Source organism: Erythrobacter sp. (assembly GCF_036351135.1).
Lineage (GTDB): Bacteria > Pseudomonadota > Alphaproteobacteria > Sphingomonadales > Sphingomonadaceae > Erythrobacter.
Genome location: NZ_JAZBON010000009.1, coordinates 98045 through 122032, shown reverse-complemented (window position 1 = coordinate 122032; position 23988 = coordinate 98045). Strand labels below are relative to the sequence as shown.

General features: G+C 64.6%; 26 protein-coding genes. 6 read left to right on the top strand and 20 right to left on the bottom strand.

The features are described 5' to 3' along the window. Positions 1 to 403: 403 nt before the first annotated feature. Positions 404 to 1963: a CpaF family protein gene (locus V2I30_RS01730; RefSeq protein WP_330660338.1), complete on the top strand. Its 1560-nt coding sequence runs from the start codon at positions 404 to 406 to the stop codon at positions 1961 to 1963. 6 nt (positions 1964 to 1969) lie between these two features. Here the strand turns inward: V2I30_RS01730 and V2I30_RS01725 are convergent, their stop codons facing one another. The 4 genes from V2I30_RS01725 to V2I30_RS01710 form a co-directional block, all read right to left on the bottom strand. Continuing rightward, positions 1970 to 3319 carry a tetratricopeptide repeat protein gene (locus tag V2I30_RS01725; RefSeq protein ID WP_330660337.1) on the bottom strand — a complete coding sequence of 450 codons (1350 nt, stop codon included), beginning with the start codon at positions 3317 to 3319 and terminating at the stop codon, positions 1970 to 1972. 43 nt (positions 3320 to 3362) lie between these two features. After that, positions 3363 to 4049 (bottom strand): hypothetical protein, encoded by a 687-nt coding sequence (locus tag V2I30_RS01720; protein WP_330660336.1) that lies wholly within the window; start codon positions 4047 to 4049, stop codon positions 3363 to 3365. Continuing rightward, positions 4039 to 4719 carry a DUF4331 family protein gene (locus V2I30_RS01715; RefSeq protein ID WP_330660335.1) on the bottom strand — a complete coding sequence of 227 codons (681 nt, stop codon included), beginning with the start codon at positions 4717 to 4719 and terminating at the stop codon, positions 4039 to 4041. Before V2I30_RS01715 ends, V2I30_RS01720 begins: the two co-directional genes overlap by 11 nt. Positions 4720 to 4830: 111 nt before the next feature. Next, positions 4831 to 5076: a hypothetical protein gene (locus V2I30_RS01710; protein WP_330660334.1), complete on the bottom strand. Its 246-nt coding sequence runs from the start codon at positions 5074 to 5076 to the stop codon at positions 4831 to 4833. Positions 5077 to 5149: 73 nt separating this feature from the next. Here V2I30_RS01710 and V2I30_RS01705 point away from each other — a divergent pair, with 73 nt between their 5' ends. The 4 genes from V2I30_RS01705 (at position 5150) to V2I30_RS01690 (ending at position 7903) form a co-directional block, all read left to right on the top strand. Beyond that, the gene (locus V2I30_RS01705; protein ID WP_330660333.1) at positions 5150 to 6061 is read left to right on the top strand and encodes a DMT family transporter; all 912 of its coding nucleotides are present in this window, start codon (positions 5150 to 5152) and stop codon (positions 6059 to 6061) included. A 194-nt stretch (positions 6062 to 6255) separates the two neighbouring features. Further along, positions 6256 to 7386 carry a hypothetical protein gene (locus tag V2I30_RS01700; RefSeq protein ID WP_330660332.1) on the top strand — a complete coding sequence of 377 codons (1131 nt, stop codon included), beginning with the start codon at positions 6256 to 6258 and terminating at the stop codon, positions 7384 to 7386. Between the two features lie 135 nt (positions 7387 to 7521). Beyond that, positions 7522 to 7650 (top strand): hypothetical protein, encoded by a 129-nt coding sequence (locus V2I30_RS01695; protein ID WP_330660331.1) that lies wholly within the window; start codon positions 7522 to 7524, stop codon positions 7648 to 7650. A 127-nt stretch (positions 7651 to 7777) separates the two neighbouring features. Then, positions 7778 to 7903 carry a hypothetical protein gene (locus tag V2I30_RS01690; RefSeq protein WP_330660330.1) on the top strand — a complete coding sequence of 42 codons (126 nt, stop codon included), beginning with the start codon at positions 7778 to 7780 and terminating at the stop codon, positions 7901 to 7903. Between the two features lie 3 nt (positions 7904 to 7906). Here V2I30_RS01690 and V2I30_RS01685 read toward each other — a convergent pair whose 3' ends face one another. The 16 genes from V2I30_RS01685 to V2I30_RS01610 all read right to left on the bottom strand — a co-directional run bounded on the left by V2I30_RS01685 (position 7907) and on the right by V2I30_RS01610 (position 22182). Further along, positions 7907 to 8506 (bottom strand): DUF938 domain-containing protein, encoded by a 600-nt coding sequence (locus V2I30_RS01685; RefSeq protein WP_330660329.1) that lies wholly within the window; start codon positions 8504 to 8506, stop codon positions 7907 to 7909. Between the two features lie 31 nt (positions 8507 to 8537). Further along, the gene (locus V2I30_RS01680) at positions 8538 to 10145 is read right to left on the bottom strand and encodes a long-chain-fatty-acid--CoA ligase (protein WP_330660328.1); all 1608 of its coding nucleotides are present in this window, start codon (positions 10143 to 10145) and stop codon (positions 8538 to 8540) included. A 106-nt stretch (positions 10146 to 10251) separates the two neighbouring features. Next, entirely contained in the window at positions 10252 to 10698 is a 447-nt protein-coding gene (locus tag V2I30_RS01675) for an ABA4-like family protein (protein WP_330660327.1), read from the bottom strand. Next, positions 10695 to 11423, bottom strand: a complete 729-nt coding sequence (locus V2I30_RS01670) for an NAD(P)H-binding protein (protein WP_330660326.1) — start codon at positions 11421 to 11423, stop codon at positions 10695 to 10697. The genes V2I30_RS01675 and V2I30_RS01670 overlap by 4 nt, the downstream gene beginning before the upstream one ends. Continuing rightward, a complete protein-coding gene (locus V2I30_RS01665) occupies positions 11416 to 12615 on the bottom strand; it encodes a deoxyguanosinetriphosphate triphosphohydrolase (RefSeq protein ID WP_330660325.1) in 1200 nt (399 codons plus the stop codon). Before V2I30_RS01665 ends, V2I30_RS01670 begins: the two co-directional genes overlap by 8 nt. 338 nt (positions 12616 to 12953) lie before the next feature. Beyond that, on the bottom strand, positions 12954 to 13664 hold the full coding sequence (locus tag V2I30_RS01660; protein WP_330660324.1) for an aspartate/glutamate racemase family protein: 711 nt from the start codon (positions 13662 to 13664) through the stop codon (positions 12954 to 12956). Between the two features lie 137 nt (positions 13665 to 13801). Continuing rightward, positions 13802 to 14770, bottom strand: coding sequence for an alpha/beta fold hydrolase (locus V2I30_RS01655; RefSeq protein WP_330660323.1), 969 nt, complete (start codon positions 14768 to 14770; stop codon positions 13802 to 13804). Continuing rightward, positions 14767 to 15774 (bottom strand): SO2930 family diheme c-type cytochrome, encoded by a 1008-nt coding sequence (locus V2I30_RS01650; protein ID WP_330660322.1) that lies wholly within the window; start codon positions 15772 to 15774, stop codon positions 14767 to 14769. The genes V2I30_RS01655 and V2I30_RS01650 overlap by 4 nt, the downstream gene beginning before the upstream one ends. Then, positions 15774 to 16958, bottom strand: coding sequence for a parallel beta-helix domain-containing protein (locus tag V2I30_RS01645; RefSeq protein WP_330660321.1), 1185 nt, complete (start codon positions 16956 to 16958; stop codon positions 15774 to 15776). Before V2I30_RS01645 ends, V2I30_RS01650 begins: the two co-directional genes overlap by 1 nt. Positions 16959 to 17013: 55 nt before the next feature. Beyond that, positions 17014 to 18546 (bottom strand): hypothetical protein, encoded by a 1533-nt coding sequence (locus V2I30_RS01640; RefSeq protein WP_330660320.1) that lies wholly within the window; start codon positions 18544 to 18546, stop codon positions 17014 to 17016. Between the two features lie 62 nt (positions 18547 to 18608). After that, a complete protein-coding gene (locus tag V2I30_RS01635) occupies positions 18609 to 18974 on the bottom strand; it encodes a hypothetical protein (RefSeq protein ID WP_330660319.1) in 366 nt (121 codons plus the stop codon). A gap of 12 nt (positions 18975 to 18986) precedes the next feature. Further along, positions 18987 to 20384 (bottom strand): NAD(P)(+) transhydrogenase (Re/Si-specific) subunit beta, encoded by a 1398-nt coding sequence (locus V2I30_RS01630; protein WP_330660549.1) that lies wholly within the window; start codon positions 20382 to 20384, stop codon positions 18987 to 18989. Positions 20385 to 20488: 104 nt separating this feature from the next. Continuing rightward, a complete protein-coding gene (locus tag V2I30_RS01625) occupies positions 20489 to 20770 on the bottom strand; it encodes an NAD(P) transhydrogenase subunit alpha (protein ID WP_330660318.1) in 282 nt (93 codons plus the stop codon). Next, positions 20770 to 20925: a hypothetical protein gene (locus V2I30_RS01620; protein ID WP_330660317.1), complete on the bottom strand. Its 156-nt coding sequence runs from the start codon at positions 20923 to 20925 to the stop codon at positions 20770 to 20772. The genes V2I30_RS01625 and V2I30_RS01620 overlap by 1 nt, the downstream gene beginning before the upstream one ends. Further along, complete coding sequence (locus V2I30_RS01615) at positions 20922 to 22043, bottom strand: NAD(P) transhydrogenase subunit alpha (RefSeq protein ID WP_330660316.1); 1122 nt, start codon at positions 22041 to 22043, stop codon at positions 20922 to 20924. Before V2I30_RS01615 ends, V2I30_RS01620 begins: the two co-directional genes overlap by 4 nt. Before the next feature lie 16 nt (positions 22044 to 22059). Continuing rightward, on the bottom strand, positions 22060 to 22182 hold the full coding sequence (locus V2I30_RS01610) for a hypothetical protein (RefSeq protein ID WP_330660315.1): 123 nt from the start codon (positions 22180 to 22182) through the stop codon (positions 22060 to 22062). Positions 22183 to 22580: 398 nt separating this feature from the next. Here V2I30_RS01610 and V2I30_RS01605 point away from each other — a divergent pair, with 398 nt between their 5' ends. Beyond that, positions 22581 to 23975, top strand: coding sequence for a sigma-54-dependent transcriptional regulator (locus tag V2I30_RS01605; RefSeq protein ID WP_330660548.1), 1395 nt, complete (start codon positions 22581 to 22583; stop codon positions 23973 to 23975). Positions 23976 to 23988 lie beyond the last annotated feature (13 nt).

Sequence of the window (23988 nt, the reverse complement as noted above, 5' to 3'; positions counted from 1 at the left end):
GCGTTATCAGCTCCGTAATGATGGATGATGGTTAATTAGAAGCTAAACGTAACGCCAAGCCATTTTGCATTCGTTCTCTGGCCCGGCTCACGGTTACCAGCTCAAAAATATCTCCATACGAAAAATCACGAGTTGATGGCTCGCGTTACCCTCTCGCGTTTTTGACAACACGCAGCGCTGCGAGGAGGCAGCAATACCCGATGGACGCGCGGTGATACACTGGCCGGCCAGGCATGATGGGGGCTCGTAATGCTGAAGAACCAGTCCCCCCCCCTTTCGTGTCCTCAACTTTAGGGAAAAAACAACCTTTCCAAATTATTCACCACAATTCGTCGGACGCCTACTGCCGGACGTGGAGCGGGGCGTCGTTAGATTTCAGGTCAGGCCTTGGGGGCTATCGTAGATGAGCGCATTCGGCAAAAAGGGCGGCCCAGGCAGTATGCGGCCGGGCGCTAAGCCCGCTTTTGGCGTCGCGCGCCCGATGAAGGGCGGCAATGCGAAGAGCGAGGAGGCAAAGGGCGGGGAACAGTTTCCCCCGCTGCCCGGTGGCCCGGCCGGGGGCGGCTCGGGTTCGAGCGAGGCGGCGAAATCGGCCGCACCGCCCCCGCCCAAACCTGCGGGTAATAATTCCGCCAATGCGATGGATCGCCTTGCCGAGCGCATGAATGCGACCAATGCCGCCGAGGAGGAAGCCGGCGGCTTCGAGGCGAGCGTTCACAAGATCAAGGAACAGGTGCTCCCGCGCCTGCTCGAACGTGTCGATCCGGAAGCCGCAGCGACGCTCACCAAGGAAGAGCTGTCGGAAGAATTCCGCCCGATCATCATGGAAGTGCTGGCCGAGCTCAAGGTCACGCTGAACCGCCGCGAGCAATTCGCGCTCGAAAAGGTGCTGATCGACGAGCTTCTGGGCTTTGGCCCGCTCGAAGAATTGCTGAACGATCCGGACGTGTCCGATATCATGGTCAACGGCCCCGATCAGACCTACATCGAGAAGAAGGGCAAGCTCGTCATCGCGCCGATCCGGTTTCGCGATGAACAGCACCTTTTCCAGATTGCGCAGCGCATCGTGAACCAGGTCGGTCGCCGCGTCGACCAGACCACGCCGCTAGCCGACGCCCGTTTGAAAGACGGCTCGCGTGTTAACGTCATCGTGCCGCCGCTCAGTCTGCGCGGCACTGCGATCTCCATTCGTAAATTTTCCGAGAAGCCGATCACCTTGGATATGCTCAAGGAATTCGGCTCGATGTCGGATAAGATGTGCACCGCATTGAAGATCGCGGGTGCATGCCGGATGAACATCGTGATCTCGGGCGGTACGGGTTCGGGTAAAACGACGATGCTCAACGCCTTGTCGAAGATGATCGACCCGGGCGAGCGTGTGCTGACCATCGAGGACGCGGCGGAACTTCGTCTGCAGCAGCCGCACTGGCTGCCGCTCGAAACCCGTCCGCCCAACCTTGAGGGCCAGGGCGCCATCACGATCGGCGACCTCGTGAAGAACGCCCTGCGTATGCGTCCTGACCGTATCATCCTTGGTGAGATCCGCGGCGCTGAATGTTTCGACCTTCTCGCCGCCATGAACACCGGCCACGATGGTTCGATGTGTACGCTTCACGCCAACTCGCCGCGCGAATGTCTGGGCCGTATGGAAAACATGATCCTCATGGGCGACATCAAAATCCCCAAGGAAGCCATCTCGCGTCAGATCGCGGAATCGGTTGACCTCATCGTGCAGGTGAAGCGTCTTCGAGACGGTTCCAGGCGGACGACCAACATCACCGAGGTGATCGGGATGGAGGGCGAGGTCATCGTGACGCAGGAACTCTTCAAGTTCGAATATCTCGACGAGAGCGAAGACGGCAAGATCATGGGCGAATTCCGCTCATCGGGCCTTCGCCCGTACACGCTGGAGAAGGCGCGCCAATTCGGCTTCGACCAGGCATACTTGGAGGCGTGTCTGTAATTCGCCCTAGTGGTGGCTGAAGAACAGGAAGTCGTTGCGATCGTCGAAAGCCAGCGGGCTGATTTCCAGCGCGTTGGCCTTGGCACCGGTTGCGCAATTCTCGTCGCCTAGCCGCTCGCAAACTTCGGCAAGGACGCGATATTGCTCGGTCGATCGCCAGCCAGTCGCCTCCAGCTCTTCGAGAATTGCCCGCGCACTTGCGTCGCGGCCCCGCTCGGCTGCCGCGCGGGCGAGGCCGATCCGGCCGTCGCCATAAGGGCGCGCCTGATAATTCACGCGCGCCAGCTGCCAGGCCATCGCGCTGTCGCCGTCCGAGAGATAAGCCTCAAAAGCATGGTCGGCATAGGCCGCCGGATGGCTTGCGACCCGCGCCTTCCACAGCCCGCCGGCCCGTTCGCTGAGCGCACGCGCGTCCTCAGTCCGGCCCTGCGCTTCGTACACCGCGACCAGCGCGTCCATCACCGACGGGCGCTTGGTGCCCTCCATCGCTTCAAGATAGAATCGCTCGGCCGCGGCAAACTCGCCGCGAGTGGCGGCCATCTGGCCCAGATGCGCGCGGGCCAGCCACCAGCCGGGAAAGGTCCGATCGGCCTTCGCAAAATGTGCCTGCGCGCCCTCCCAATCGCCGCGCTGCAATTCGATTGCGCCCAATTGCAATTGGATCGAGGCTTCGATCCAAGGGCTCGGCTTATGGGTTTCGAGACCTTCCAAAAGGATCGCCCGCGCTTTGTCGAACCTTCCGTGATGGCGATGCCAATCGGCCATGCGAACCTTGGTGCCGAGGCTTGCGGCGAGGTCTTCGGCGGCCTCGTAACGCGCAAAGGCGCGGGTGTAATCGCCGCCATAGAGGGCCACGTCGCCGCGGATCGCCTCGGCTTCGGATAGTTCGGGCGCGGAGGCCGGCACCGCGAAACCGTCGATCCGCGGAACTTCATCCGCGGCGATATCTCCGCGGTGCAGCGACATCGCGATGAGCGAACGCGACAGGATCGGTCCGCCGGCCTCGGGCGCGAGCGTGCGGGCGCGATCGGCGCTCTCCAGCGCTGCGGCGAGGTCTTCATGGCGGCCGGTCAGCTGGCCGCGAAGATGCAGCGCGCTCGCCAGCGCGTCATGTGCGGCCCAGCTGTCCATATTGGCGCCGAGCCGCGCCCTGCCGCGCGCAACGACGCGGTCCATCGCTTCGAGCTCGTCGGCATAGGTCGCCGGACCCCAGGCGGGCGCCGCAGGTGCCGCCCGTGCGGCGCTGCCGTCCTGTCCGGTCAGCATCCGCTGCACCCCCATCACCGCGATAAGAGCGAGAAGGAGGAGCGCGATCCAGCGCAGGGCCTGCCCACTCGTCATCGAATCGTTCGCCATCCGCGCCGCCCCGCTCATACGCGCCCCGCCACTTGCGCCGCGCTCACCCCACCGATGCGCATGGCGTCAATCCGGCAGCTTCGAAATCGTCGAGCAGGATCTGCGTCAGCGTCGTCAGCTGCGTCGTAAGTTCGCTGGCAAACACCAGCGCCTCGTCTTCGGGCGGGCCGGCATCGTTGTAGTCGGGGCGAACCGGGACGCCGATCAGCGCCGGCGAAATCGCCGGCATTCCGGTGCGATCGACGCGGTCATAGTCACCGAGAGGCGCATCGATGAAATCGAACTGCGTCGCCGTGTCGGACCCTTCGAGCGGCGGGTCGCCCTGCGGCAGGCCGAGGAAGGGGAAAGCGTCGCGGAACGGCACGTCGTTCGACGCCGGATTGAGCGGGATATTCACGAAGGTGCTGGGGCCATGCACGTCCATGTCGAGCAGCGCGACCGCCAGCGTCACGTCGATCACCGGATCGGGCAGCGCGCGACCGTTGGGAAAGCCCGATGGCTGCGACAGATCGACGGTAATCGTATCGGGGACGATCAGGTCGAGCACGCTCGTCCCCGTTCCCGGTACGATCTGTTCGAGGCACGGCGTTACGCTCAGCACCGTCAGATCGCCCAGCGTCGGGGGTTCGTCTGGCGCCTGGATGACCTCGTCGTTGCCGCAGCCCGCCAGCGCGAATGCGAGCAGCGCGGGCGCCGCGGCCACCGTGAATGTCTTGCGGTTATTCATCATCGAGCTGCCCTCCCAGCCGATCGCTGAACGTCCAGATGTCCAGCAGGTTGCCGCCGTTTTCGATCCGGTCGCGCGGGATCTCGATCGCGAAGGCGGTGATGTTCTGCGCGCCGAAGAAGTCGCGATCCTCGCGGAAACTGAGGTCGCCGGTCGCGCGGGTGTCGGAAAGCCCCTGCGAGTCGAAAAAGAACGGATCGTCGACGAGGCCGGCAAAGACGCGCACGCCATTCTGCTCGATGATGCGTTCGACCGAGCCGACGACATCGCCATCGACGCCCGGCACATTCGTTACCCTAACGCCCCAGGGACCGTCTTCGACCCCCGTCTCCTGGCCAAATTGAAAACGGATCGGAATATCCGTCGTGGTGCGCGGCTCCCGGTTCGACACCGAAATGGTGAACAGCAACTCCTCGTCGTAGAAGGCGGGAAGCTCGGGCGCGGACGGACCCCCGAAGGTGACCGTCATGACGATCACCTCATCGTCATGCGTGACGTAGAGGTCGGCGATATCGGCGGCGATATCGGGCGTCTCGTCGCTGTTGGGATTGGTCCGTTGTGGCGGATCGAGGTGATCCGCGGCCGGCAGGGGTTTCTCCCCGCCGATAAAGGCGAGCGGCACGAGCGCCGCCGCGCATAGGGCAAGCCCGCCCATCCAAAGTGTACGACGCATTGTTCTTGTTCCCCCCTCGGACAAGTTCACCGTGCGACTCGTATGTCTTTTAATCGACACCTATCAGTGGGCACCCCCTTTCGCAAAGGGGCGCATCTCCGCCACCGGCGTCTAAAGACTGCCGAGCACGACCGGGAGGCTGACCGCCAGGCACCCGCCCCCGATGACGGTGAGGGCGAGAAACAGCGGCGTCCAGGGAACCCAGCCGACCCGTTCGAGCGTCTCGAGGCTGCGGCGCTTCACCCGGCGGCGTTCCATCGCCAGGCAGACGAGCGCGGCGATCCAGCTGGCAATCCCGGCAAGCGCGAGGATCGCGGCGTCGCTGGCGAAGGCGAGGCGGGTGAGAATATCGAACATGGCGGGAATATGCGCATTAGCGCACGGTTGCTTTTGCGGGAATTGCGAAAGCGGATTATGCGCCCGGGCCTGTATGGATGGATCGATCGCCCAGCCCCGCCCGCTGCTCGCGCTGGGCCTTCGCCTTGCGACCGCCGCGGTGCTGGCGACCATGTCCATGTTGGTCAAACTCGCGGGCGAGCGCGGTGTCAGTTTGCCGGAGCTGGTGTTCTGGCGGCAGGCGGTCACGCTTGTTTGCGTCGTCGCACTGCTTGCGGCGTGGGGACAATTGTCGAGCGTGCGCACCACCCGTCTGCCCGCTCATGGGCGGCGCGCCGCATACGGGCTGACGGGCATGTTCTTCGTCTACGGCGCGGTGATGTTGCTCCCGCTGGCCGAGGCGACCGCCATCAGTTTCACCGCGCCTTTCTTCGCTGTCGTGCTCTCCTTCCTGCTCTTCAAGGAGAAGGTCGGCGCCTATCGCTGGGGCGCGGTGGCTTTCGGATTTGCCGGGGTGCTGGTGCTCACTCAGCCCGGCTTCGGCCTTGCCGGCGGGACCTCCATCGATCCGATTGGCGCGGTGGTCGGGCTTGTCGCCGCCTTCCTCGTCGCGCTCATCAGTTTTCAGGTCCAGGACCTCAACACAACCGAAGCGCCCTGGAGTATCGTCTTCTGGTTTGTCCTGTTCACGACACCCGTGGCTGCGCTCCCTATGCCGTTCGTCTATGAGCCGCACGAGCCGGAGGTGTGGGGCATTATCCTCGCGATGGCGCTGTGCGGAGCGCTGGCGCAGATCCTGCTCACATCTTCGCTGCGCTTCGGCTCTGCGGGCGTGATCCTGCTGATGGACTACACCGCGCTCCTGTGGGCCACATGGTACGGGTTCACCGTCTTCGACCGTGCCCCGCCCGCCAGCCTATGGATCGGCGCGCCGCTCATTATCGGGGCGGGCGTTCTCATATTCGTCCGCGAACGGGCGCTCAAACGTCGATCGGCGCAAGGATAAAACGAAATGAGCGTTGGCGAATATAATTGATTGGCGCCTCTGACACGTGTACTATTGTATCATTACTCGCCTGATTGAAGGAGTTCGTGATGAAAGTGCAAGTGAAGACGTCTCTCGCTTCTACACTCCTCGCCTCCGGATCGCTTGTGTTCGCGGCCGGCTCCCTCGCAGCTCAGAATGACGATCAGATAATCGTGTCGGGTACACCGATCGGGGAATCGCAGAGCGCGCTCGAGGACTGCCTCGCCCGCGGTTGCGCGCCCGAAGAGGACATAGCGCTCACGCTCGCCCATGCCGAGAACCTGTTCATCGCAGGCGACTACAAGGACGGCGAGGAGGTGCTGAACGATTCCCTCGGTCGCACGCGCAAGTTCAAGAGCGCGATTCCCGTGCCGCTTTCCGACCTTCACCGCGCCCGCAGCCGTTTTGCGCAGCATCTGGGCGAACCGCGCGATTATCGGCTTGCCGCGCTCGATAGCCGCGATGTGCTCAAAGACGCGTTCGGCGAGGATGACCGCCGCGTCCTGATCGCCGATATCGAGGTTGGCGATAGCCGTGCGAAACTTGGCTTCCCTGCCGATGCCCGGCGCATCTATCGCGACGTGGAAGAAGAGGCTCTGGAGCTCGGTCACACCCGCGTGGCGAGCTTCGCGCGCTTGCGGCTCGCGATGCTGGCCCAGGCGAAGCTCGTCGACCGGCCCGGTAGTCAGACCGCCCTCGCCGATTACGAAGCCGCGCTTGACCGGCTGATCGAAGAGCCGTTGCCGGAATCGGACGATTTCATAATGGTCGCGCGCGTCCTGAAGGCGCGGGCAGAGCGCGAGCGAGGCGAGAAAGGCGCGACCGATACACTGATCGAGACCTTTGCCGCGATGGGCGGGACCGAAAAACCCGTGCTGCTTTACAATGAACCGCTCAAGGCATTCGATCCGGGAGGTTTCCCGATCATTCGCGAATTCGGCCTCCTTTTTTCGAACGAGATCGAGCGACGGACCACGCCCGTGCTGAACAATGCGCGGTTTATCGATGTCGGTTTCTGGATCAGGCCCAATGGCGAGGTCGAGGATATCGAACTTCTGCGCGCGCAGGGCACTGACGACTGGCACGGTCCTGTCATTCAGAGCATAGCATCGCGTCGCTACGCGCCCCTAAACGTGGACGAGCCCTCGCCCGGGGTCTTCCACGTCGAGCGATATACCTACACTTCCAATTTTGCCGCCGCCTCGACAGGAACTCGCATTCGTTTGCGCGAGCCGGGATACCGCATACAGAGGCTGGATCTGACACCGGAAAACACCGAAAACCTTATCACGACCGAAGGGTAGGCCGGACGGGCGGAATGCTGAGCGCCCTGCGCGAACGGCAGCTCGCCAAGCGCCATGCACTGCTTACCGCGCGGCGGGAACCGCCCTCGTCGCGGGACGTTTAGTCGTGGAATCCAAGAGAAGTGGAGAATGAGAATGATCAAGAAGACAGTGATCGCCGTGGCGTTTGGCGCCCTCACCCTTTCGGCAACCGCCTGCAACACGGTGAGCGGAGCCGGAGAAGACCTGCAATCGGCTTCGGAAGAGGTCGAAGAGGAAATCTGACCCGTAGTCCACGTCGTTCAATCCTTCGAGCGACCCGGAAGGCCCGCTTAGGCGGGCCTTTTTCGGTTGTAACGCCGGGTTAAGCGTGCAGAAGCGATAGGCGGGTTTCGATAGGAGACAAAGGACGATGCGAAAAATTCTTTCCGCGGTTTTGCTCGGCATGACGGTTGTCACGCTTACCGCCTGCAACACCGTGCGCGGTGCGGGCGAGGATCTGAAATCCGTGGCGGACGCGGTCGATCGCGAAACCTAGACGTCAATCGCGGCGATAGACGAGCATGAGATTGTTCGCCGGCATTTCGTGCCGGCCGGCGCGGGCGAAACCGTGTCTGCATGCGAGCTCGTCGACATCCTCCGCCCGGCGCAAGCCCCACGCCGCATCGCGCTCGCGTAGGCTGCGATCGAAGTCGATGTTCGACTGCGCTGGAGCGATATCGTCCTCGAAGAACGGGCCGTAGAGAATGACCGTCTGCCCTGCCTCGTCCAAGATCCGCGCCGCGCCTTCGAACAGCCCCTCGGCAGCTTCCCACGGGGCGATATGCACCATGTTGACGCATAAAATCGCATCGGCGCCGCGCATTTCCCATGTATCGGGCGCGCGCGCATCGAGCACCAGTGGCAGGCGCACATTGGTCCCGTCGAATTCCGCAATATAGGCCATGATGGATGCGAGCGCTTCCTCGCTCACATCAGATGGCTGCCAGGTGATGTGCGGCAATTCCTGCGCGAAATAGACCACGTGCTCGCCCGAACCGCTCGCCACTTCGAGCACGGTGGCAAGCGCCGGCAATTCGTCATTCAGAACTTCGCAGATCGCCTCGCGATTGCGCAGGGTGGCGGGGGCGTGACGCTTCATCCTGCGCGTCCGGCGCGGCGGACCTGACCGCTCACGAAACCTGCCGCTCCTGCCCCTCCCAATAGGGCGCGCGCAACTGCCGGCGCAGGATCTTCCCGCTGGCATTGCGGGGCATTTCGGGGATGACGTCGACGCTCTTGGGAACCTTGAACGGCGCGATCCGCTCGCGCGCATAGGCAATGATGTCGCCGGCCTCGATCTCCATGCCGGGCTTCGCGACGCAGCACGCCTTCACCTCTTCGCCCCAGATGTCCGACGGAATGCCGATCACCGCCACTTCGGCGACGGCGGGATGGCCGAAGATCGCATTCTCGACTTCGGCGGGATAGACGTTTTCGCCGCCCGAGATGATCATGTCCTTTATACGGTCCTGGATGTAGACGTAGCCGTCCTCGTCCATCACACCGGCATCGCCGGTATGCAGCCAGCCATCATTGTCGATGGTCTCGGCAGTCGCATCGGGCAGGTTCCAGTAGCCCCTCGTATTGGAGGGCGAGAGGATGCAGATCTCGCCGATTTCGCCGCGCGGCACTTCGCGATTGTCCTCTCCACGCACCTCGATCTCGACGCCGGGAACCGCCTTGCCCGCCGATCGCATCCGCTCGTTGCCGTCCAGCGAATGGTCGTCCGGCGGCAGCAAGGTGACCGAGCCGGTCGTCTCGGTCATGCCGTAGACCTGGACGAAGCCGGTATCGGGCATGGTCTTGACCGCCTGTTTCAGCAGTTCGAGCGGCATCGGCGCCGCGCCATACATGAGATAGCGCAGGTTGGAGAAATCGGTCTCGGCGGCGAGCGGGTGCTGTACCACGAATTGTAGCGCCGCGGGGACCAGGAACATGTGGGTCGCTCCGTCCTGCACGGCGCGCACCACGGCGTCGGGGGTGAATTCGGGGAGCACGACCGCACGAATGCCGTTCGCAAGCGCGATGATCGCCAGGCCGGTGCCGCCGATATGCGCGACCGGCATCGCGGCAAGGATGCAGTCGCCTTCCTCATATTGCTGCCAGGGCAGCGCCTCGTCGTAGCTTGGCTGGCGCAGCGCGAAGAGGTTGCGATTGGAAAGTTCGACGCCCTTGGGATTGCCCGTGGTCCCCGACGTATAGAGCTGCAGGACGGTGTCTTCGGGCGCTGCCGGCTCGTAACTCGCGGGTTCGAGTTCTCGGGCGCTGCGAAAGGCGGCTTCCACCTCGAGCACGCGCGGCGCATTGTCCATCTTGCCGGTCACCGCACCTGCCGTCTCGATGAAGTCCGGTTCGGCGAACAGGATCTTCGCGCCCGTATCTTGCAGGATATAGGCGATCTCTGGGTTCGCCAGCCGCCAGCCGATCGGCGCCATCACCGCGCCGATCCGCGCGGCTGCGAACAGGAGCAGGAAATAGAGGTCGGAATTCTTGCCGAGCCAGGCGATCCTGTCGCCGCGGGCGACGCCGTTGTCCTGAAACAGCGCGATCATCTGGCGGGTCAAGACGTCCGCCTCGCCATAGCTCGTCACCCTATCGCCCATGCCGATCAGCGTGCGCTCGCCCTGCGTGCGGGCCCAATGATGCAGGAACTCGTCGAAGGTCAGGAACCCGAAATCGGCAGGCTTGTCCTCGCCATGTGCCGTGCCATCGGCCATCGCCGCGTCATTGCTCACCATTTGCAGGTCTCTCCCTATTCGCGCTCCTGACGACAGAATAAGCATGCGGGCACGAGCGCGTCCAACACTTTAGAGCGCGGGGTGATGAGGGTACGCGCCGCGGCGCTCAGCGCCACCTGCCGCTGCGCCGCGCGGCCGGTTCGCGCACGATAAGCCAGACGATGAGACCGAGCGGGCCGGCGAGGAAGGTCACGGCCAGGATCGGCGCTTGGATGAAACGCGAAATGCTCTTTGCGTCCGCGTCGCGCGCGATCCAGATGCCGACGAACAGGTCGAAGGCGAGATAGTGCGCCCAGCCGATTACCACGCCCGCATTGCTGGCAAAGATCGAGCGCACGCCCACAATTGTCGTGAAATCCGCGCCGCCTTCTCCTGCCGGAATCACGCCGGTCAGCACTGCTATCAGCCCGCAAGCATAGAGCAGGCACAGCCCGCCCACGCCGAGATAGAGCAGCGCCGACAACAACGCGGGCCAGCGCGGCAGTAGGATCAACGCCGCCCAAGCGACCAGCGCGGCCATATTCAGGACGTTGAAAAGGGTGGTCCAGATCAACTGTCGACCTGAATCTGCGCCTTCGCCCGGTAGTCGCGCGCGGCGCGCTTCATCGCCTCGTTGTTGTGCACGAACCGTCCCGCCGCCTTGCGCAGCGCCAGGCCCAGGGCCGCCTCGCAGACGAGATCGGCATCGACCGAGCGGAACATCCCCCATTTCGCCGGCAACAGCGGATCGATCACCGGGCTGGCGACACGGGCGAGATATTCGACGGGCCTGAGGTCGTCCTTGCGCGCCCCCTTGAGCAATCCGGGGCGCAATATGTCGAGCCGCTTAAATCCGACTTTCGAGATGGCCTGTTCGGTCTCGCCCTTGGTCTTGAGGTAGAAATCGTCGGAGCGCGCATTGGCGCCCGCCGCGCTGACCAGCACCATGTTCGGGACACCGGCATCGCGCGCCGCCTCTGCGGTTTCGAGGACGAGATCGTAATCGACCGCGCGAAACGCCGCCTCGTCACGACCCGCTTTCTTCCAAGTCGTGCCGAGCGCGCAGATCAGCGCGCGCGGACGGACCGCGGCGAGCACTTCGCCCCAGCGCGCCGCATCGGCGACGAACATCTCCACCCGCGCGCCTTCAGGCAGGTCGATTTCGCGCCGGGCGATACCGACCATGCGCGCCTCATCGCCGGCGCTTGATATCTCGATCAGGCGGCGCCCGATCAGGCCGGTTGCGCCGACCAGGCCGATGCGCTGCGGCATCTTGGAGACGGGCCGGGGGTCAGACATTGACCAATCCCTGCGGCATCTCGCCATAAATTTCCTCGCAGGTGCGGATGGCGAAGCGGTCGCCCATCCCGGCGATAAAGTCGGCGATCACCCGCGCGCGTGCAGGATCATCGGGCGGCAGGTCCGCGCGCCAGGGAGCGGGCAGGAGCGCGGCATCCTGCGAATAGGCCGCGAACAGCCGGGCGACCACATCGCGCGCGCGGGCCGCGGCGGCGACCTGTTCGGGATGATAATAAAGACGATCGTACATAAAGCGTTTGAGAGCCCGTTCGTGGGCGGCCATGTCTGGCGAGAAGCCCGCCAGCTGACGCCCTGCAGCGCGAATTTCGGCGACCGAACCATAGCCCTTCACGCTGGCTCGCGTATGACTGAGCACGTCGTTCACCATTAACCCGATCTGGTCGCGGATCAATTCTCTCAGCAAGCGGTCTCTGGCGCCGTGGGGGAAGCGTTTTTCGACGACCCGCCACTGATCCGCGAGGAAATCCACTTCGAGCAGGTCCTCGAGCGTTAGGAACCCGGCGCGCAGACCGTCGTCGATGTCGTGATTGTCGTAAGCGATGTCGTCCGCGACCGCCGCGATCTGCGCTTCTAGTGAGGGCCACGAGCCGAGCCCGAGCGGGAAAGCCTCATCGAGCTGCGCCACCGCCCAACCCGGCGCGGTCACCGGGCCATTATGCTTTGCAAGCCCTTCCAGAACGTCCCAGGTCAGGTTCAGCCCGTCATGCGCGGGATAGGGACTTTCGAGCCGCATCACCGTACGCAGCGCCTGCGCATTGTGACCAAAGCTGCCATACCGCCCCATCGCGTCGGCGAGCGCCGCTTCCCCGGCATGGCCGAAGGGCGGATGGCCGAGATCGTGCGCCAGGCACAGCGCTTCCGTCAGGTCTTCGTCGAGACCCAGCGCGCGCGCCAGCACCCGTCCGATCTGCGCGACCTCGAGCGAGTGCGTCAGCCGCGTGCGATAATGATCGCCGTCGGGCGCAATGAAGACCTGCGTCTTGGATTTGAGCCGGCGGAAACTCATCGAATGGATGATACGGTCGCGGTCGCGCTGGAAATCGGTGCGCGGTCCGCGGGTTTCGCCTTTTGTGGCGGCTCTCACGGCCCCGCCCGCATCGGCCCCGGGCGCCCGGAATTCGCGTCCGCCATGGGCCTGCGGGTCGGCAGCGTAGGGCGCGCGCTTCGTCACGCGGCTTGCTTACTTGATAGGATGCTTGCCGCTCAACGGGAACAGATCGGCAACGCGGCAACCGGGCGGTGGACAAGCGCCGAGAATGCCCCGGAAGCAAGCGACAAGCATTTCAAGATGGCAAAAAATGGGACCGCCCACCGGGTGCAATGGGGGGGGTGGCAGGCGGCCCCAAGAGCGTGAAGCTCCCGGGTCTACGGCGCGACCCGAAGACCCAACCGGCCGGCTTCGTCGCGACCGGCAGTTACATTCGCGCAGCTAGGCTGCCGATTCTAGCGATGCACCCGGCTTTTTGTATGAATGCGACAAAGCGAGCGTTGCGAGCGGCTAACCGTGACCTAATTCACTAATTCTTCCTCGAGGATCCACCGGGCCGCCGCCTCGCAATGGATCCGCGTTGAATCGAACACCGGGAGCACATTGGCATCGACGTCGACGACGAGATCGAGCTCGGTGCAGGCGAGCACGATCGAATCCGCGCCATCCTGCGCCTTGTTGGTGATGATGGTGCGCATGGCGCGCTGCGCATCGCGCGATACCTTGCCGATCATCAGCTCGTCGTAGATGATGCGGTTGAGCGTCTCGACATTGTCCATATTGGGCGGCAGCAGGTCGATCCCGTGCGCGACCAGCCGCTTGCGATAGAAGCTCTCGGTCATGACGTTGCGCGTGCCCAGCAGCGCCGCCGTCTTGTAGCCCGCATCCTCCACGGCCTGTCCGACATAATCGGCGATATGCAGTATCGGAATGTCGACCGCACCGGCAATATCGTCATAAAGCTTGTGCATCGAATTGGCGCCGATGATCAGCGCGCCCGCGCCCGCCCCTTCGAGCCGCTTGGCGCTTTCGCACAATATGTCGCTCGCCCGTCTCCAGTCCTTCTCTTCTCGCAGCCCGTAAAGCTTGCAGAAATCGAGGCTCTCGATCAGCATCGGCGCGGACGCCATGGGCGCGGCGCGTTTCTGGACGAGGCGGTTGATCCGCTCGTAATAGATGCCGGTCGACACCCAGCTCATCCCGCCGATCAATCCCAGTTTGCGCAAATTCATACCTCGTTCGCCAGCAACGCCTGGATGACGCAGCCCGGAGGTCTAACCATCAAGTCTCGGCCTCGTCCACGGCAAAGCCCGGTTTGCGCTCAGATAATTGCAGGTAGTGGCAAACGGGTAGAGATCGTCCAGACCGATCAGGATGTTTCGAGCGTGGCGAGCCAGTCGCGCAGGTCGGTAAGCGTGCGCGCGGGCGCTTCCTCCTGAGGCAGGTGTCCGATGTCGTCATAGACGATCAGCTCGGATCGCGGCAGCAGCTCGTCGAACCATTCGCCCGCCGAAACCGGGATCAGGCGATCCTCCGCGCCCCACAGGATGAGCGTGGGCGCGCGGACCTGCGCCACCTCCTCGCGTTCGAACGGCGGATACTCGCTGGCGAAGCGGGCCATCGTGGCGGCGCGGTTGCCGGGATAGCGCAGCAGTTCCCAATAACGGTCGATCGCCTCCTCGCTCGCGACCGATTTGACCGACACACTCTGATCGAGGCTCGACGCGATAAGCGAGCGTGGGGTGATCTGTTCGGCGATATGGTTGATCCCTGGCATGCGCGCGATGGTGAAGCCGATATTGCCGCTGTCCTCGTCCTCCTCGGTGACCCGGGCGTCGCGCGGCGGCCCACTGGCATCGACCAGCACTAGCCCCGCGACTTTGCCGGGATGTGCGATGGCGTAGGCAAGTGCGTGTTTGCCGCCCATCGAATTGCCCCCGATGACGAAGCGGTCGAGGCCCAAGGCGCGGGCGACCTCGTCGATATCGGCCGTGAAATTGGCGCGCGAATAGTCGTGCGCAGGGTCGGGCCCGGTGAGGCCATGTCCGACCTGGTCGAAACGGATGACGCGGTAATCGCGCGACAGGTCCTCGGCCCAGGGCTCCCACGTGTGCAGGTCGGCGTTCGAGCCGTGAAGCAGAATGATCGGGAGCGCATCGCGCGGTCCCTCGTCGCGCAGATGTACGGTGACGCCATCGCCGATCTCGACGAATTGCGAAGGCGCGCCGCCATATTTGGCGCGCATCTCCGCAGGGTCGGTGTCGGGCGTGCGCAGGAGGAGGAAGGCGACCACCAGCAGCGCCGCGAGCGCGCCGACGATGCGCAGCGCCCACTTCATCCCTGCAGCCCGGCGATCCATTCGCGCATCACGCGCACCGCTTCGACATCGATGGTGGCGCGGCCCAGTTCGGGCATTGCGACGCCGGGTTCGGCGGAATTCATGCGGTGAACCAGGATCGACTTGTCGGGTTCGCCCGGCTCGATAGAAACCAGCAGTCCGCCCGCCCCGCGTCCTGCCGCGACCGGCGGCTTGGCGACGCCGAGCGCGAAGGGATCGTCCTGCTCCCAGGTGAGATCGAGCCCGGAATTGGACGCACCCCCGCCCGGCCTGTGGCAATGCGCGCAATTGACGTCCAGATAGGCGCGGGCCAGTGCGGGCGTATCGTCGCTCTCGCCCCAATCGGGCATGGTCCCCGCCCCCGCCGGAACGGCGTCAACAATGCCCCGATTGTGCAACGCCGTGAGCCAGTCCTCGGACAGGTTGCGTGCCTTCGGCCCGATCGGGAGGACCTCGCCATCGACCGAATGGCACGCCTTGCACTGGTTCTTGTTCGGCACGCGGTAGCTGATCGTCTCGCCCGCGGGCGTGGTCACCTCGACCCGCGCGCCCGCCAAGGCCAGTCGCGCCTCGGTCTGCTCCTCGTTCCAGCGATAGGGCAGCGCGACCCAGCCCTCGGCGCGGTGAAGCAGCACGCGCGTCTCAATCAGGCGACGCTCGTCCCCCATTCCGAAAGCAAAGGTCTTAACGATGGCCGAGCCGACCGGAAAGCGTAGCAGCCCCTCCCCTTGCGTCTCGGCTACGGCACCAGTCGGAAGGTACAAGAAGCGCAGTTTGTCCGCACCGTCTGAGAAGAGCGGGGTCTTGAGTTCGTAAGGCACGACGCCGGAGGCGGGGAGCTGGCGCGGGGCATCGGCGAAGAAGCCGTATTCGTCCAGGCTCTTGGGAAAGCCCTCATCGAGGATGGCCGCGTCCGAGACGCCCGCTGGAGCGAGGCGCGCCTGTCCTGCCGCCGAGCCGAGCAACAGGGCCGCCGCCGTCAGCAGGAGAGCGACCCCGCGCATCAGATCCGGGCTTCGAGCTCGGCCGGTGCGCCAATGCCGCTGCGGTCGAAATTGCTTGCAGGCGTCGGCGCGGCGAGCGGCGAGGGGTTGGCGCCGCCCAGCCCCTGGCCCGCTTTCGGAAGGTTGAGCGACCATCCCTGCGTGCCCTCGACCGCGTAGAGACTGCCAAGGCCGTCCCACATCACCGGCGGCAGCGCGCCGCCAAAGGCCGCAAGCAACTGCTCCGCCCCGTCCAGCTGCGGTTCGTCTCCGCCGCGCCCGTAAGTATTGCGCCCGATCACGATGTCGCGCGCCAGCGGGTTGTAGCGCGCATCGTCGAAGCCTTGCGTATAGGCGATGACCATGATCGGCGCGGTCGGGTTCTCGTCGATGATGTTGTCCTCGATCAGGACCTTCTCGTTCGCCATCACCATGATCCCGGTGCCGCGGCGCACGCCGGCAACGATATTGCCGGGAGGGGCAAAATTCGCGGTATCGTTGGCGACCACGAGATTGTTTGCAACCACCACATTGCCCCCGCCCATCACCGGCAGACCGGGCAGATCGAAGACCAGGATGCCGCCCGTGTTACGGGTCGCGATATTGTGTTCGACCAGCGCGTTGCGGCTGTTCTCGATCTCGATCCCGGCGACATTCGCCTCGGCGATGGAATTACGGACGGTGATGCGGTTGGACTGGCCGACATAGATGCCGGCATCCGAAGCGCCCATCACCTTAACCCCGTCGACAAGGACATTGGTGCTCTCGACCGGATAGATGCCATAGGCGCCATTGTCGGGATCCGGCCCGTTGGTCCAGGTGACGCGCAGGCGATGATAGACGATATTGTCGGCGCCCTTCGACTTGACGCCGTCGCCCTTGGGATTTTCGAGCGCGAAGTCGCGCAAGGTGACATCATCGCTCGTCACCAGCAGCCCCTCGCCCGATCCCGCCTGAGCGGTGAAATCGAGCACGGTGCCATCCATTCCGGCGCCTCTGATGGTCACGCCGTCAACATCGAGGCTGAGCCCGTCGGTCAGTGCATAGCGACCGGCCTCGAGCATGATCGTGTCGCCGGGCTCGGCCAGGATGAGGGCTTCCTGAAGCCGCTCCTGCGCGCCCTCGCCGGGGCTGATCGTGTGGGTTTCCGCCCAGGCAGGGGCTGCGCTCGCCAGCAAAGCTGCCGCAAAAGCCAGATATTTCATACGAGTCTCCCTATCCGCGCGCCATGATGCCGCCGGAGAGGTTGCAAGACAAGACCTATCCCCCGCCTGAACCGGCCTGCGTCAGCCCCTCGCGCGACAGCAGGCGACCGGGCGCGAAGGCGAGCGACTTGCGGAACGCTTCCGCCGCTTCTTCATGGCGGCCCAAGGCCAGCAATTGCTCGCCGAGAAGTTCATAGCTCGGTTTGGCGATCATCGGCGGTCCGAAGGCGACCGGAAGCGCCGCCTCGGCCTGGGCCCCGGCCTCCAGCATAGCCAGACCGCGCTCGGTGTCGCCTGCCGCCAGCACTTCGAGCGCTTCGACCTGTGCGATCGCGCGCTCCAGCCACGGGATGGAGGTGCGGTCGTCGGGCGCAATCTGAGGGAGCAAGACGGCGTAATCCTCGCCTAGCGCCTTCATGTCGGCGAGTGCTGGCGCGATGGGTGTGCGATCCGCGAAAGCCTCGAGCGCGCGGCCATGCGCCAGCATCAGGCGCGCAAGGACGTAGCCGTCATCGCTGACGGGCAGCGCCTCGGGCCAGTTGCCGGTGTCGACGCCCTGCCAGGTGGCGATCACCGCATAGCTGGACGAGGGTCCGAAGCCGAAGCGGTCGGAAGCGCCCGCGGCGATCTGGGCTTCGGCCTGCATGCGGCATCGCGACACGATGTCGCTGGCGTCCTTGCCCTGCTGCAGCCGCGCATAGACCAGCCATTCGTTGTAATGCCCGCAATCGTTCGGCCCCTGCCCCCGCGCGGCGCGTTGGCGATCGACCACCGCATCGGCCAGCACGTTGGCTTGCTCGGATGCCTCCCAGTCCGCCAGGGCGTGATAGATGTGGCTGATCATGTGCTGCGCATGGCCCGCATCGGGCGCGACGACCGCGTACCGCTCGGCCATGCGTTCCCCCAGCGGGGCGTGGACCGGATCGTCGTAGGAATGGATGAGGTAATGCAGGATGCCCGGATGCATCTCGTGCGTCATGAAGCCGGGTTCGAGCATGCCGGCGGCCTGCATATAGAGCGGCACCTGCCGCCCGCCATGCGAGGTGCCGAGGATTGCCAGCCCAGTGAAGGCGCGCGCATCAATGTCGCCGGGGTCTGCGGCTAGAAGTGCGCGCATCTTGGCGAGGTAAAGGTGATCGCGCTCTTCCTTCGTCCCATCCTCGCCATAAAGCGTTTCCACCGCGTCGAGCCAAGCGGCTTCGCGTGGCGAACGGGTCTTTGCCATCCGCGCCTCGCGCGTCGGAGCTAAACGCGTGAGGATGGCGCGCGCGGCATCGCGATCCTGCTCCTCCCATAGCGGGTGATTGTGCGTCATCGCATCGCCCCAATAAGCCATGGCGAAATCGGGATCAGCCTCCTGACTTTCGCGAAAAGCGGCGGCAGCGCGCGCATATTCGAAGTTATGCAGCAGCGCGAGACCGCGCAGGAATTGCTCGTGCGCTTCGCCCTGCATCCCAGTGTCGAACACCATATATTCGGCCCCGACGCGCTCTCCGGCCGGATCGTTGCTTGAAGCCTGATCGGATGCGAATGCGGGGGTCGCCGCCAGCAGCGATGCGATGGCGAGGGTTTTGGGGAACGTGCGCACGATTGCCTCCTTGGTCGGCAGCAAACTTATGACCCAGGGCACGCGGTGTTGGCAAGCCGGCGCTAAAGACCCAGCAGGCCCCGCCCGACCTCTATCCCGCAGCGCCCCGACACCAGCACCAACTGTTCGACCGCCTGGTCGTCGCCAACCCGGCGCATGCGATCCAGCGCTTCGTCGAGATTGGTGGGTACGGCGCCTTCGTTCGCGCGCGGTGCCAGCCGTTCCAGCTTTTGCAACTGCGCGATGCTCAGCCGGTCGACCAGGCGCGGCGCCATGCACTGCGTCATCGCCGGGGGGACGCCATTGTCGAGCAGCGCTTCGGCGACCCGCGCTTCGGTCACTTCCTCGACCACGCCGTCGCCGCGCAGCAACAGCCACGCACCGAGGCCGATGAGGAGAACCGCGACGAGGATAATGATATTGCGCATGGAGAGCCGCACCTAGTCCAGCGCCTTGACGATTTCCTCGACCATCTTCTTCGCATCGGAAAGCAGCATGGTGGTCTGGTCCATGTAGAACACGTCATTGTCGACGCCGGCATAGCCCACCCCGCCCATCGAGCGCTTGATGAAGAAGACCTGCCGCGCCTTGTCGACGTCGAAAACGGGCATGCCGTAGATCGGCGAAGCCTTGTCGGTCTTGGCCGCCGGGTTCACCACGTCGTTCGCCCCGATGATGAAGGCGACGTCGGCGGTCGCAAATTCGCTGTTGATGTCCTCCAGCTCGAAGACTTTATCGTAATCGACGCTGGCTTCGGCAAGCAGCACGTTCATGTGCCCCGGCATGCGCCCTGCGACCGGGTGGATCGCATATTTGACCGCTACACCCTTCTCTTCGAGCAAGTCGGCCATTTCGCGAAGCGCGTGCTGCGCCTGCGCCACTGCCATGCCGTAGCCGGGGATGATGATGACCTTTTCCGCCTGTTCGAGCATGAAGGCCGCATCGTCGGCGCTGCCCTGCTTGTAAGGACGCTGTTCGCGCGGTTCTCCGCTCGCTGCGCCCGCATCGTCCGCGCCGAAGCCGCCGGCGATCACGCTTATGAAGCTGCGGTTCATCGCGCGGCACATGATGTAGCTGAGGATCGCGCCCGAAGAGCCGACCAGCGCCCCGGTGATGATCATCGCGGTGTTGCCAAGGGTGAAGCCCATCGCCGCCGCAGCCCAACCGGAATAGGAGTTCAGCATCGAGACGACGACCGGCATGTCCGCCCCGCCGATCGGGATGATCAGCAAAAAGCCGATGGCGAAGGCGAGCACGGTGATCGCGATGATGGCCCAGCCCTCTCCCGGCCCGCCCTCGGGCGAGACTGCGTAGAAGGCGATGATACCGAGGATCGCGACCAGCGTGCCGAGGTTGATGACGTGGCGCGCGGGCAGAAGGATCGGCGATCCGCTCATCCGCCCCGACAGCTTGAGGAAGGCGATGACCGAACCGGAGAACGTGATCGCCCCGATGGCGATGCCTAGGCCCAGCTCGATCCGGCTGACCGTAAGGATCTGCCCGGCCTCGTCGAGAATGCCGAACGCGCCTGGATTCAGCCAAGCGGCAAGACCCACAACCACAGCGGCGAGGCCGACCAGCGAGTGGAAGCCAGCGACCAGCTCGGGCATCGCCGTCATCGCGATCTTTCGCGCGATGGTGACGCCGATCAACCCGCCGATCACGATGGCGACGGCTATCTCGATGATATTCGCCAAGTCGTGGGTGACCAGCGTCGTCACCAGCGCGATCGCCATGCCGATCATGCCGTTGCGATTGCCTGCTCGGCTGGTCGAAGGATGCGAAAGACCGCGCAGCGCGAGGATGAAGAACACCCCCGCTGCAAGATAGGCGAGCATGGCCCACGCGGGCGTGCCCGTGTCGCCGGTCGCAGCATAAGCGGGGGTCGCGGCCAGCGTGGCAAGCGCCGCGATCGCGGCGGCGGAGAAAGCGCGGGTCATCCTCACTTCTCCTTCTTCTTGTACATCGCCAGCATGCGCTCGGTAACGGCAAAGCCGCCGAAGATGTTGATGCTCGCCATCACCACCCCTGCGAGGCCGAGCCACTTCGCCACCGGATCAGTCGATTCGGCCGCGGCAATCAGCGCACCAACGATAATCACCGAGGAGATCGCATTGGTCACCGCCATCAGCGGCGTGTGCAATGCAGGCGTGACCGACCAGACCACGTAATAGCCGACGAAACACGCCAGCACGAAGATCGAGAGGATTGAGATGAAGTCCATTATTCGCCTCCCACGTCGCTCTTCGACGTATCGGTCATTGCCGAGCCGACGACAAAACCGGCCTGGTATGTGATGAAGCCGACCGCGATGACCGCCGCGACGATGACCGTCAGCTTTTTCCAACCCAGCTTCGGGTTCGCTTCGCTGCGGCTCACGCCTTCAGCCTCTCGCTGACCACTTCACCGCCCTTAGTAAGACGGATCGCATCGCCGATCTCTTCATCGAGTTCGGGTTTGCCCGCTTCCTGATCCCAGAAGGCCGAAAGGAAATTGAAGTGGTTGCGCGCGAACAGCGCCGAGGCATCGGCGGCCAGATGCGCAGGCGTGTTGGCATAACCTATGACCTTTACGCCGTGCCGCTCGACCAGATCGTCGGGCACCGAGCCTTCGACATTCCCCCCTTGCGCCACCGCGAGATCGTAGATCACGCTGCCGGGCTTCATCGACGCGATCTGTTCGTCGGTAATCAGCACCGGTGCCGCGCGTCCGGGGATCAGCGCGGTGGTAATGACGATGTCCTGCTTGGCGATATGTTCGGAGACGAGTTTGGCCTGCGCGGCCTTGTATTCATCGCTCATCTCGGTCGCATAGCCGCCCGAACCCTCGCCCTCGATGCCTTCGACATCCTCGACGAAGATCGCCTTGGCGCCGAGGCTCTCGATCTGCTCCTTGGTTGCCGAGCGCACGTCGGTCGCGGAGACCTGCGCGCCCAGGCGCTTGGCCGTCGCGATCGCCTGCAATCCCGCAACGCCCACGCCCATGATGAACACCCGCGCCGCCTGTACCGTGCCCGCGGCGGTCATCATCATCGGGAAGGCGCGGCCATAGGTGTCCGCGGCGGTCAGGACCGCCTTGTAGCCTGCAAGGTTCGACTGGCTGGAGAGCACGTCCATCGACTGCGCACGCGTGATGCGCGGCATAAACTCCATCGACAGCGCCTCATAGCCGGCCTTTGCATAGGCTTCGACCAGATCGCTCTTCTGGAAAGGATCGAACAGAGCCGCGACCAGAGCGCCGTCTTTAGCGCCCGACAGCAGGCCAGGATCGGGGGCCTGTATGCCGAGCACGATGTTAGCGCCGGAGACGACCTCGCTCGCCTCGCCCAGCGCCGCGCCAGCTTCCGCATAGGCATCGTCGGGTATGGCGGCATGCTCGCCCGCGCCCTTCTCGACCGCCATGTCGGCGCCGAGCGCGATGAACTTCTTGACCGTTTCGGGCGTCGCCGCAACGCGGGTCTCGCCGGGCGCGCGTTCCTTGAGGACTGCGATCTTCATCTGTGCGGCCCGCGCTTCAGGGCGCGATCAGCGACACGACGAACAGAGCGATGACGAAAATCACCGGCACAATCCATTTGAGCGAACCCATGAAGCGATCGTAGGTCGAACGCGCTTTTTTTATGTCGTTTGTCGCCATAGAACATTCCCCTTGGTTTCATCGCGCAGCGCGTCGGCGCTGCAGCCCCTTGCACAGGGCGAGCTTTCCCGAACCCGTATCGAAGCGGTGCGCCTAGCTCAAGCCACCATCGCGCACAGGCGCCGGATGAAGCGTTCACGGGCAGACCCGCGCGTAAGGCGCGCGCTCGGGTCAGCCTTAATCTGGTCTTTACCCCGCCCGCCTATGCCCGAACCTTCAAGATCGCTTCGACACGATGTGCCGAAGCCGGATATGGTGCAGGAATAACAATGGCTAAGCGCGAAGTCTCTACCGAGCGGACGGACCCGCCCGCCTCTGCGCAGGCGGATGGTGGGACCGCGGCGGAGCGCGACGCCACCGGCGAGGATCGCGGCGGCGAACCTAGAGCCCGCGTCGTCATGCTGATCGACGACGAACCGGCGCAAAGCCGCCTCATCTCCGCCATCGCCTCGCGCGAGGGCTGGCGCACGGTGGTGGCCGGCGATGCCGAGACCGCGATTGCGATGCTCGGCACGCGCGAGGGCATGCAGCTCTCTGCGATCCTGCTTGACCAGTGGGTGCCGGGCGACGATGCTTGTTCGCTTATCGCCGAACTCAAGAAGCGCCGGCCGGCGCTGCCCATCCTGATGCTGACCACCAGCGCCTCGCCGCTGCTCGCGGTCGAGGCGATGCGCGCGGGCGCCAGCGACTATCTCGTCAAGCCGGTCTCGCCCGACCGGCTGATGGACGCCCTGCGCGCAGTGACCATGCGCGAGGCGCCGCGCGACGAGCTCGCCCCGCTGACAGAGAAGATGGCCGCGGACCTCGATTTCGACGCCATGATCGGCGCCGCCCCCACCTTCCGCACCGCGCTTGCGCAGGCCGCCAAGACCGCCCGCGGGCACGGCGCGGCGCTGATCGAGGGGGAGAGCGGCACCGGCAAGGAGATGCTGATGCGCGCGATGCACGCCGCATCGCCGCGCGCCAAGGAGCCGCTGCGGATCATCAATATCGGCAGCGTGCCGTCGGGCTCGATCGAATCGGTCCTGTTCGGACACGAACCGGGAGCCTTTCCCGGCGCCTTCGACCGGCAGATCGGCGCGCTCCAGCATTGCGACGGCGGCACGCTGGTGCTCGACGAGGTCGACCGGCTCAGCGTACCGGCGCAGAAGCGGCTGCGCGACATGCTGGCGACCGGCATCGTGCGGCCGATCGGCGCGCAGCACGGCTTTCGGGTCGACACCCGCATTCTCTCGGCGAGCAACATGACCCTTGCGCAGCTGACCCAGGGCGGGCTGTTCGACGCCGACCTGGCGAGCGCGCTGGGAGCCACCCGCATCGTCCTGCCGCCCCTGCGCGAGCGGTCGGGCGACATTCCGGCGCTTACCCGCCACTTCCTTCAGCGGATCGGCGAGCAGCCCGGCCTCACCCATCTGACAGTCTCCGACAGCGCGCTCGCCCTGCTGGCCGCCTATGACTGGCCGGGCAATGTGCGCCAGCTGCAGTCGGTGCTGTTCCGCGCGGCGGTCTATTGCGAGGGCGACACGCTGACCGCGGAGAGCTTCCCGCAATTGTGCGAGATGATCGGCGAGTTCGACGACAGTCCCGGCGCGGTTCTGCACGAGGGCGTGGGCGTCATGCTCTACACCGAGGACGGCAATCTGCGCCCGCTCGAGGAGATCGAGGCTGACGTCATCCGCCTCGCCATCGGCCATTATCGCGGCCGCATGACCGAGGTCGCGCGGCGTCTGGGCATCGGCCGCTCGACCCTCTACCGCAAGCTCTCCGACCTCGGCATCGACAACGCGGCGTAAGCCGGTCTGACCG

Excerpts from the sequence above, each read along its gene's own strand:
- V2I30_RS01725 (WP_330660337.1), bottom strand. The coding sequence starts at position 3,319 with ATGGCGAACGATTCGATGACGAGTGGGCAGGCCCTGCGCTGGATCGCG.
- V2I30_RS01605 (WP_330660548.1), top strand. The coding sequence starts at position 22,581 with ATGCTGATCGACGACGAACCGGCGCAAAGCCGCCTCATCTCCGCCATC.
- V2I30_RS01695 (WP_330660331.1), top strand. The coding sequence starts at position 7,522 with ATGATCAAGAAGACAGTGATCGCCGTGGCGTTTGGCGCCCTCACCCTT.
- V2I30_RS01625 (WP_330660318.1), bottom strand. The coding sequence starts at position 20,770 with ATGGACTTCATCTCAATCCTCTCGATCTTCGTGCTGGCGTGTTTCGTC.
- V2I30_RS01680 (WP_330660328.1), bottom strand. The coding sequence starts at position 10,145 with ATGGTGAGCAATGACGCGGCGATGGCCGATGGCACGGCACATGGCGAG.
- V2I30_RS01630 (WP_330660549.1), bottom strand. The coding sequence starts at position 20,384 with ATGCTCGCCTATCTTGCAGCGGGGGTGTTCTTCATCCTCGCGCTGCGC.
- V2I30_RS01660 (WP_330660324.1), bottom strand. The coding sequence starts at position 13,664 with ATGAATTTGCGCAAACTGGGATTGATCGGCGGGATGAGCTGGGTGTCG.
- V2I30_RS01655 (WP_330660323.1), bottom strand. The coding sequence starts at position 14,770 with ATGAAGTGGGCGCTGCGCATCGTCGGCGCGCTCGCGGCGCTGCTGGTG.
- V2I30_RS01650 (WP_330660322.1), bottom strand. The coding sequence starts at position 15,774 with ATGCGCGGGGTCGCTCTCCTGCTGACGGCGGCGGCCCTGTTGCTCGGC.
- V2I30_RS01730 (WP_330660338.1), top strand. The coding sequence starts at position 404 with ATGAGCGCATTCGGCAAAAAGGGCGGCCCAGGCAGTATGCGGCCGGGC.
- V2I30_RS01635 (WP_330660319.1), bottom strand. The coding sequence starts at position 18,974 with ATGCGCAATATCATTATCCTCGTCGCGGTTCTCCTCATCGGCCTCGGT.
- V2I30_RS01685 (WP_330660329.1), bottom strand. The coding sequence starts at position 8,506 with ATGAAGCGTCACGCCCCCGCCACCCTGCGCAATCGCGAGGCGATCTGC.
- V2I30_RS01615 (WP_330660316.1), bottom strand. The coding sequence starts at position 22,043 with ATGAAGATCGCAGTCCTCAAGGAACGCGCGCCCGGCGAGACCCGCGTT.
- V2I30_RS01720 (WP_330660336.1), bottom strand. The coding sequence starts at position 4,049 with ATGATGAATAACCGCAAGACATTCACGGTGGCCGCGGCGCCCGCGCTG.
- V2I30_RS01645 (WP_330660321.1), bottom strand. The coding sequence starts at position 16,958 with ATGAAATATCTGGCTTTTGCGGCAGCTTTGCTGGCGAGCGCAGCCCCT.
- V2I30_RS01705 (WP_330660333.1), top strand. The coding sequence starts at position 5,150 with ATGGATGGATCGATCGCCCAGCCCCGCCCGCTGCTCGCGCTGGGCCTT.
- V2I30_RS01610 (WP_330660315.1), bottom strand. The coding sequence starts at position 22,182 with ATGGCGACAAACGACATAAAAAAAGCGCGTTCGACCTACGATCGCTTC.
- V2I30_RS01670 (WP_330660326.1), bottom strand. The coding sequence starts at position 11,423 with ATGTCTGACCCCCGGCCCGTCTCCAAGATGCCGCAGCGCATCGGCCTG.
- V2I30_RS01690 (WP_330660330.1), top strand. The coding sequence starts at position 7,778 with ATGCGAAAAATTCTTTCCGCGGTTTTGCTCGGCATGACGGTTGTCACG.
- V2I30_RS01710 (WP_330660334.1), bottom strand. The coding sequence starts at position 5,076 with ATGTTCGATATTCTCACCCGCCTCGCCTTCGCCAGCGACGCCGCGATC.
- V2I30_RS01715 (WP_330660335.1), bottom strand. The coding sequence starts at position 4,719 with ATGCGTCGTACACTTTGGATGGGCGGGCTTGCCCTATGCGCGGCGGCG.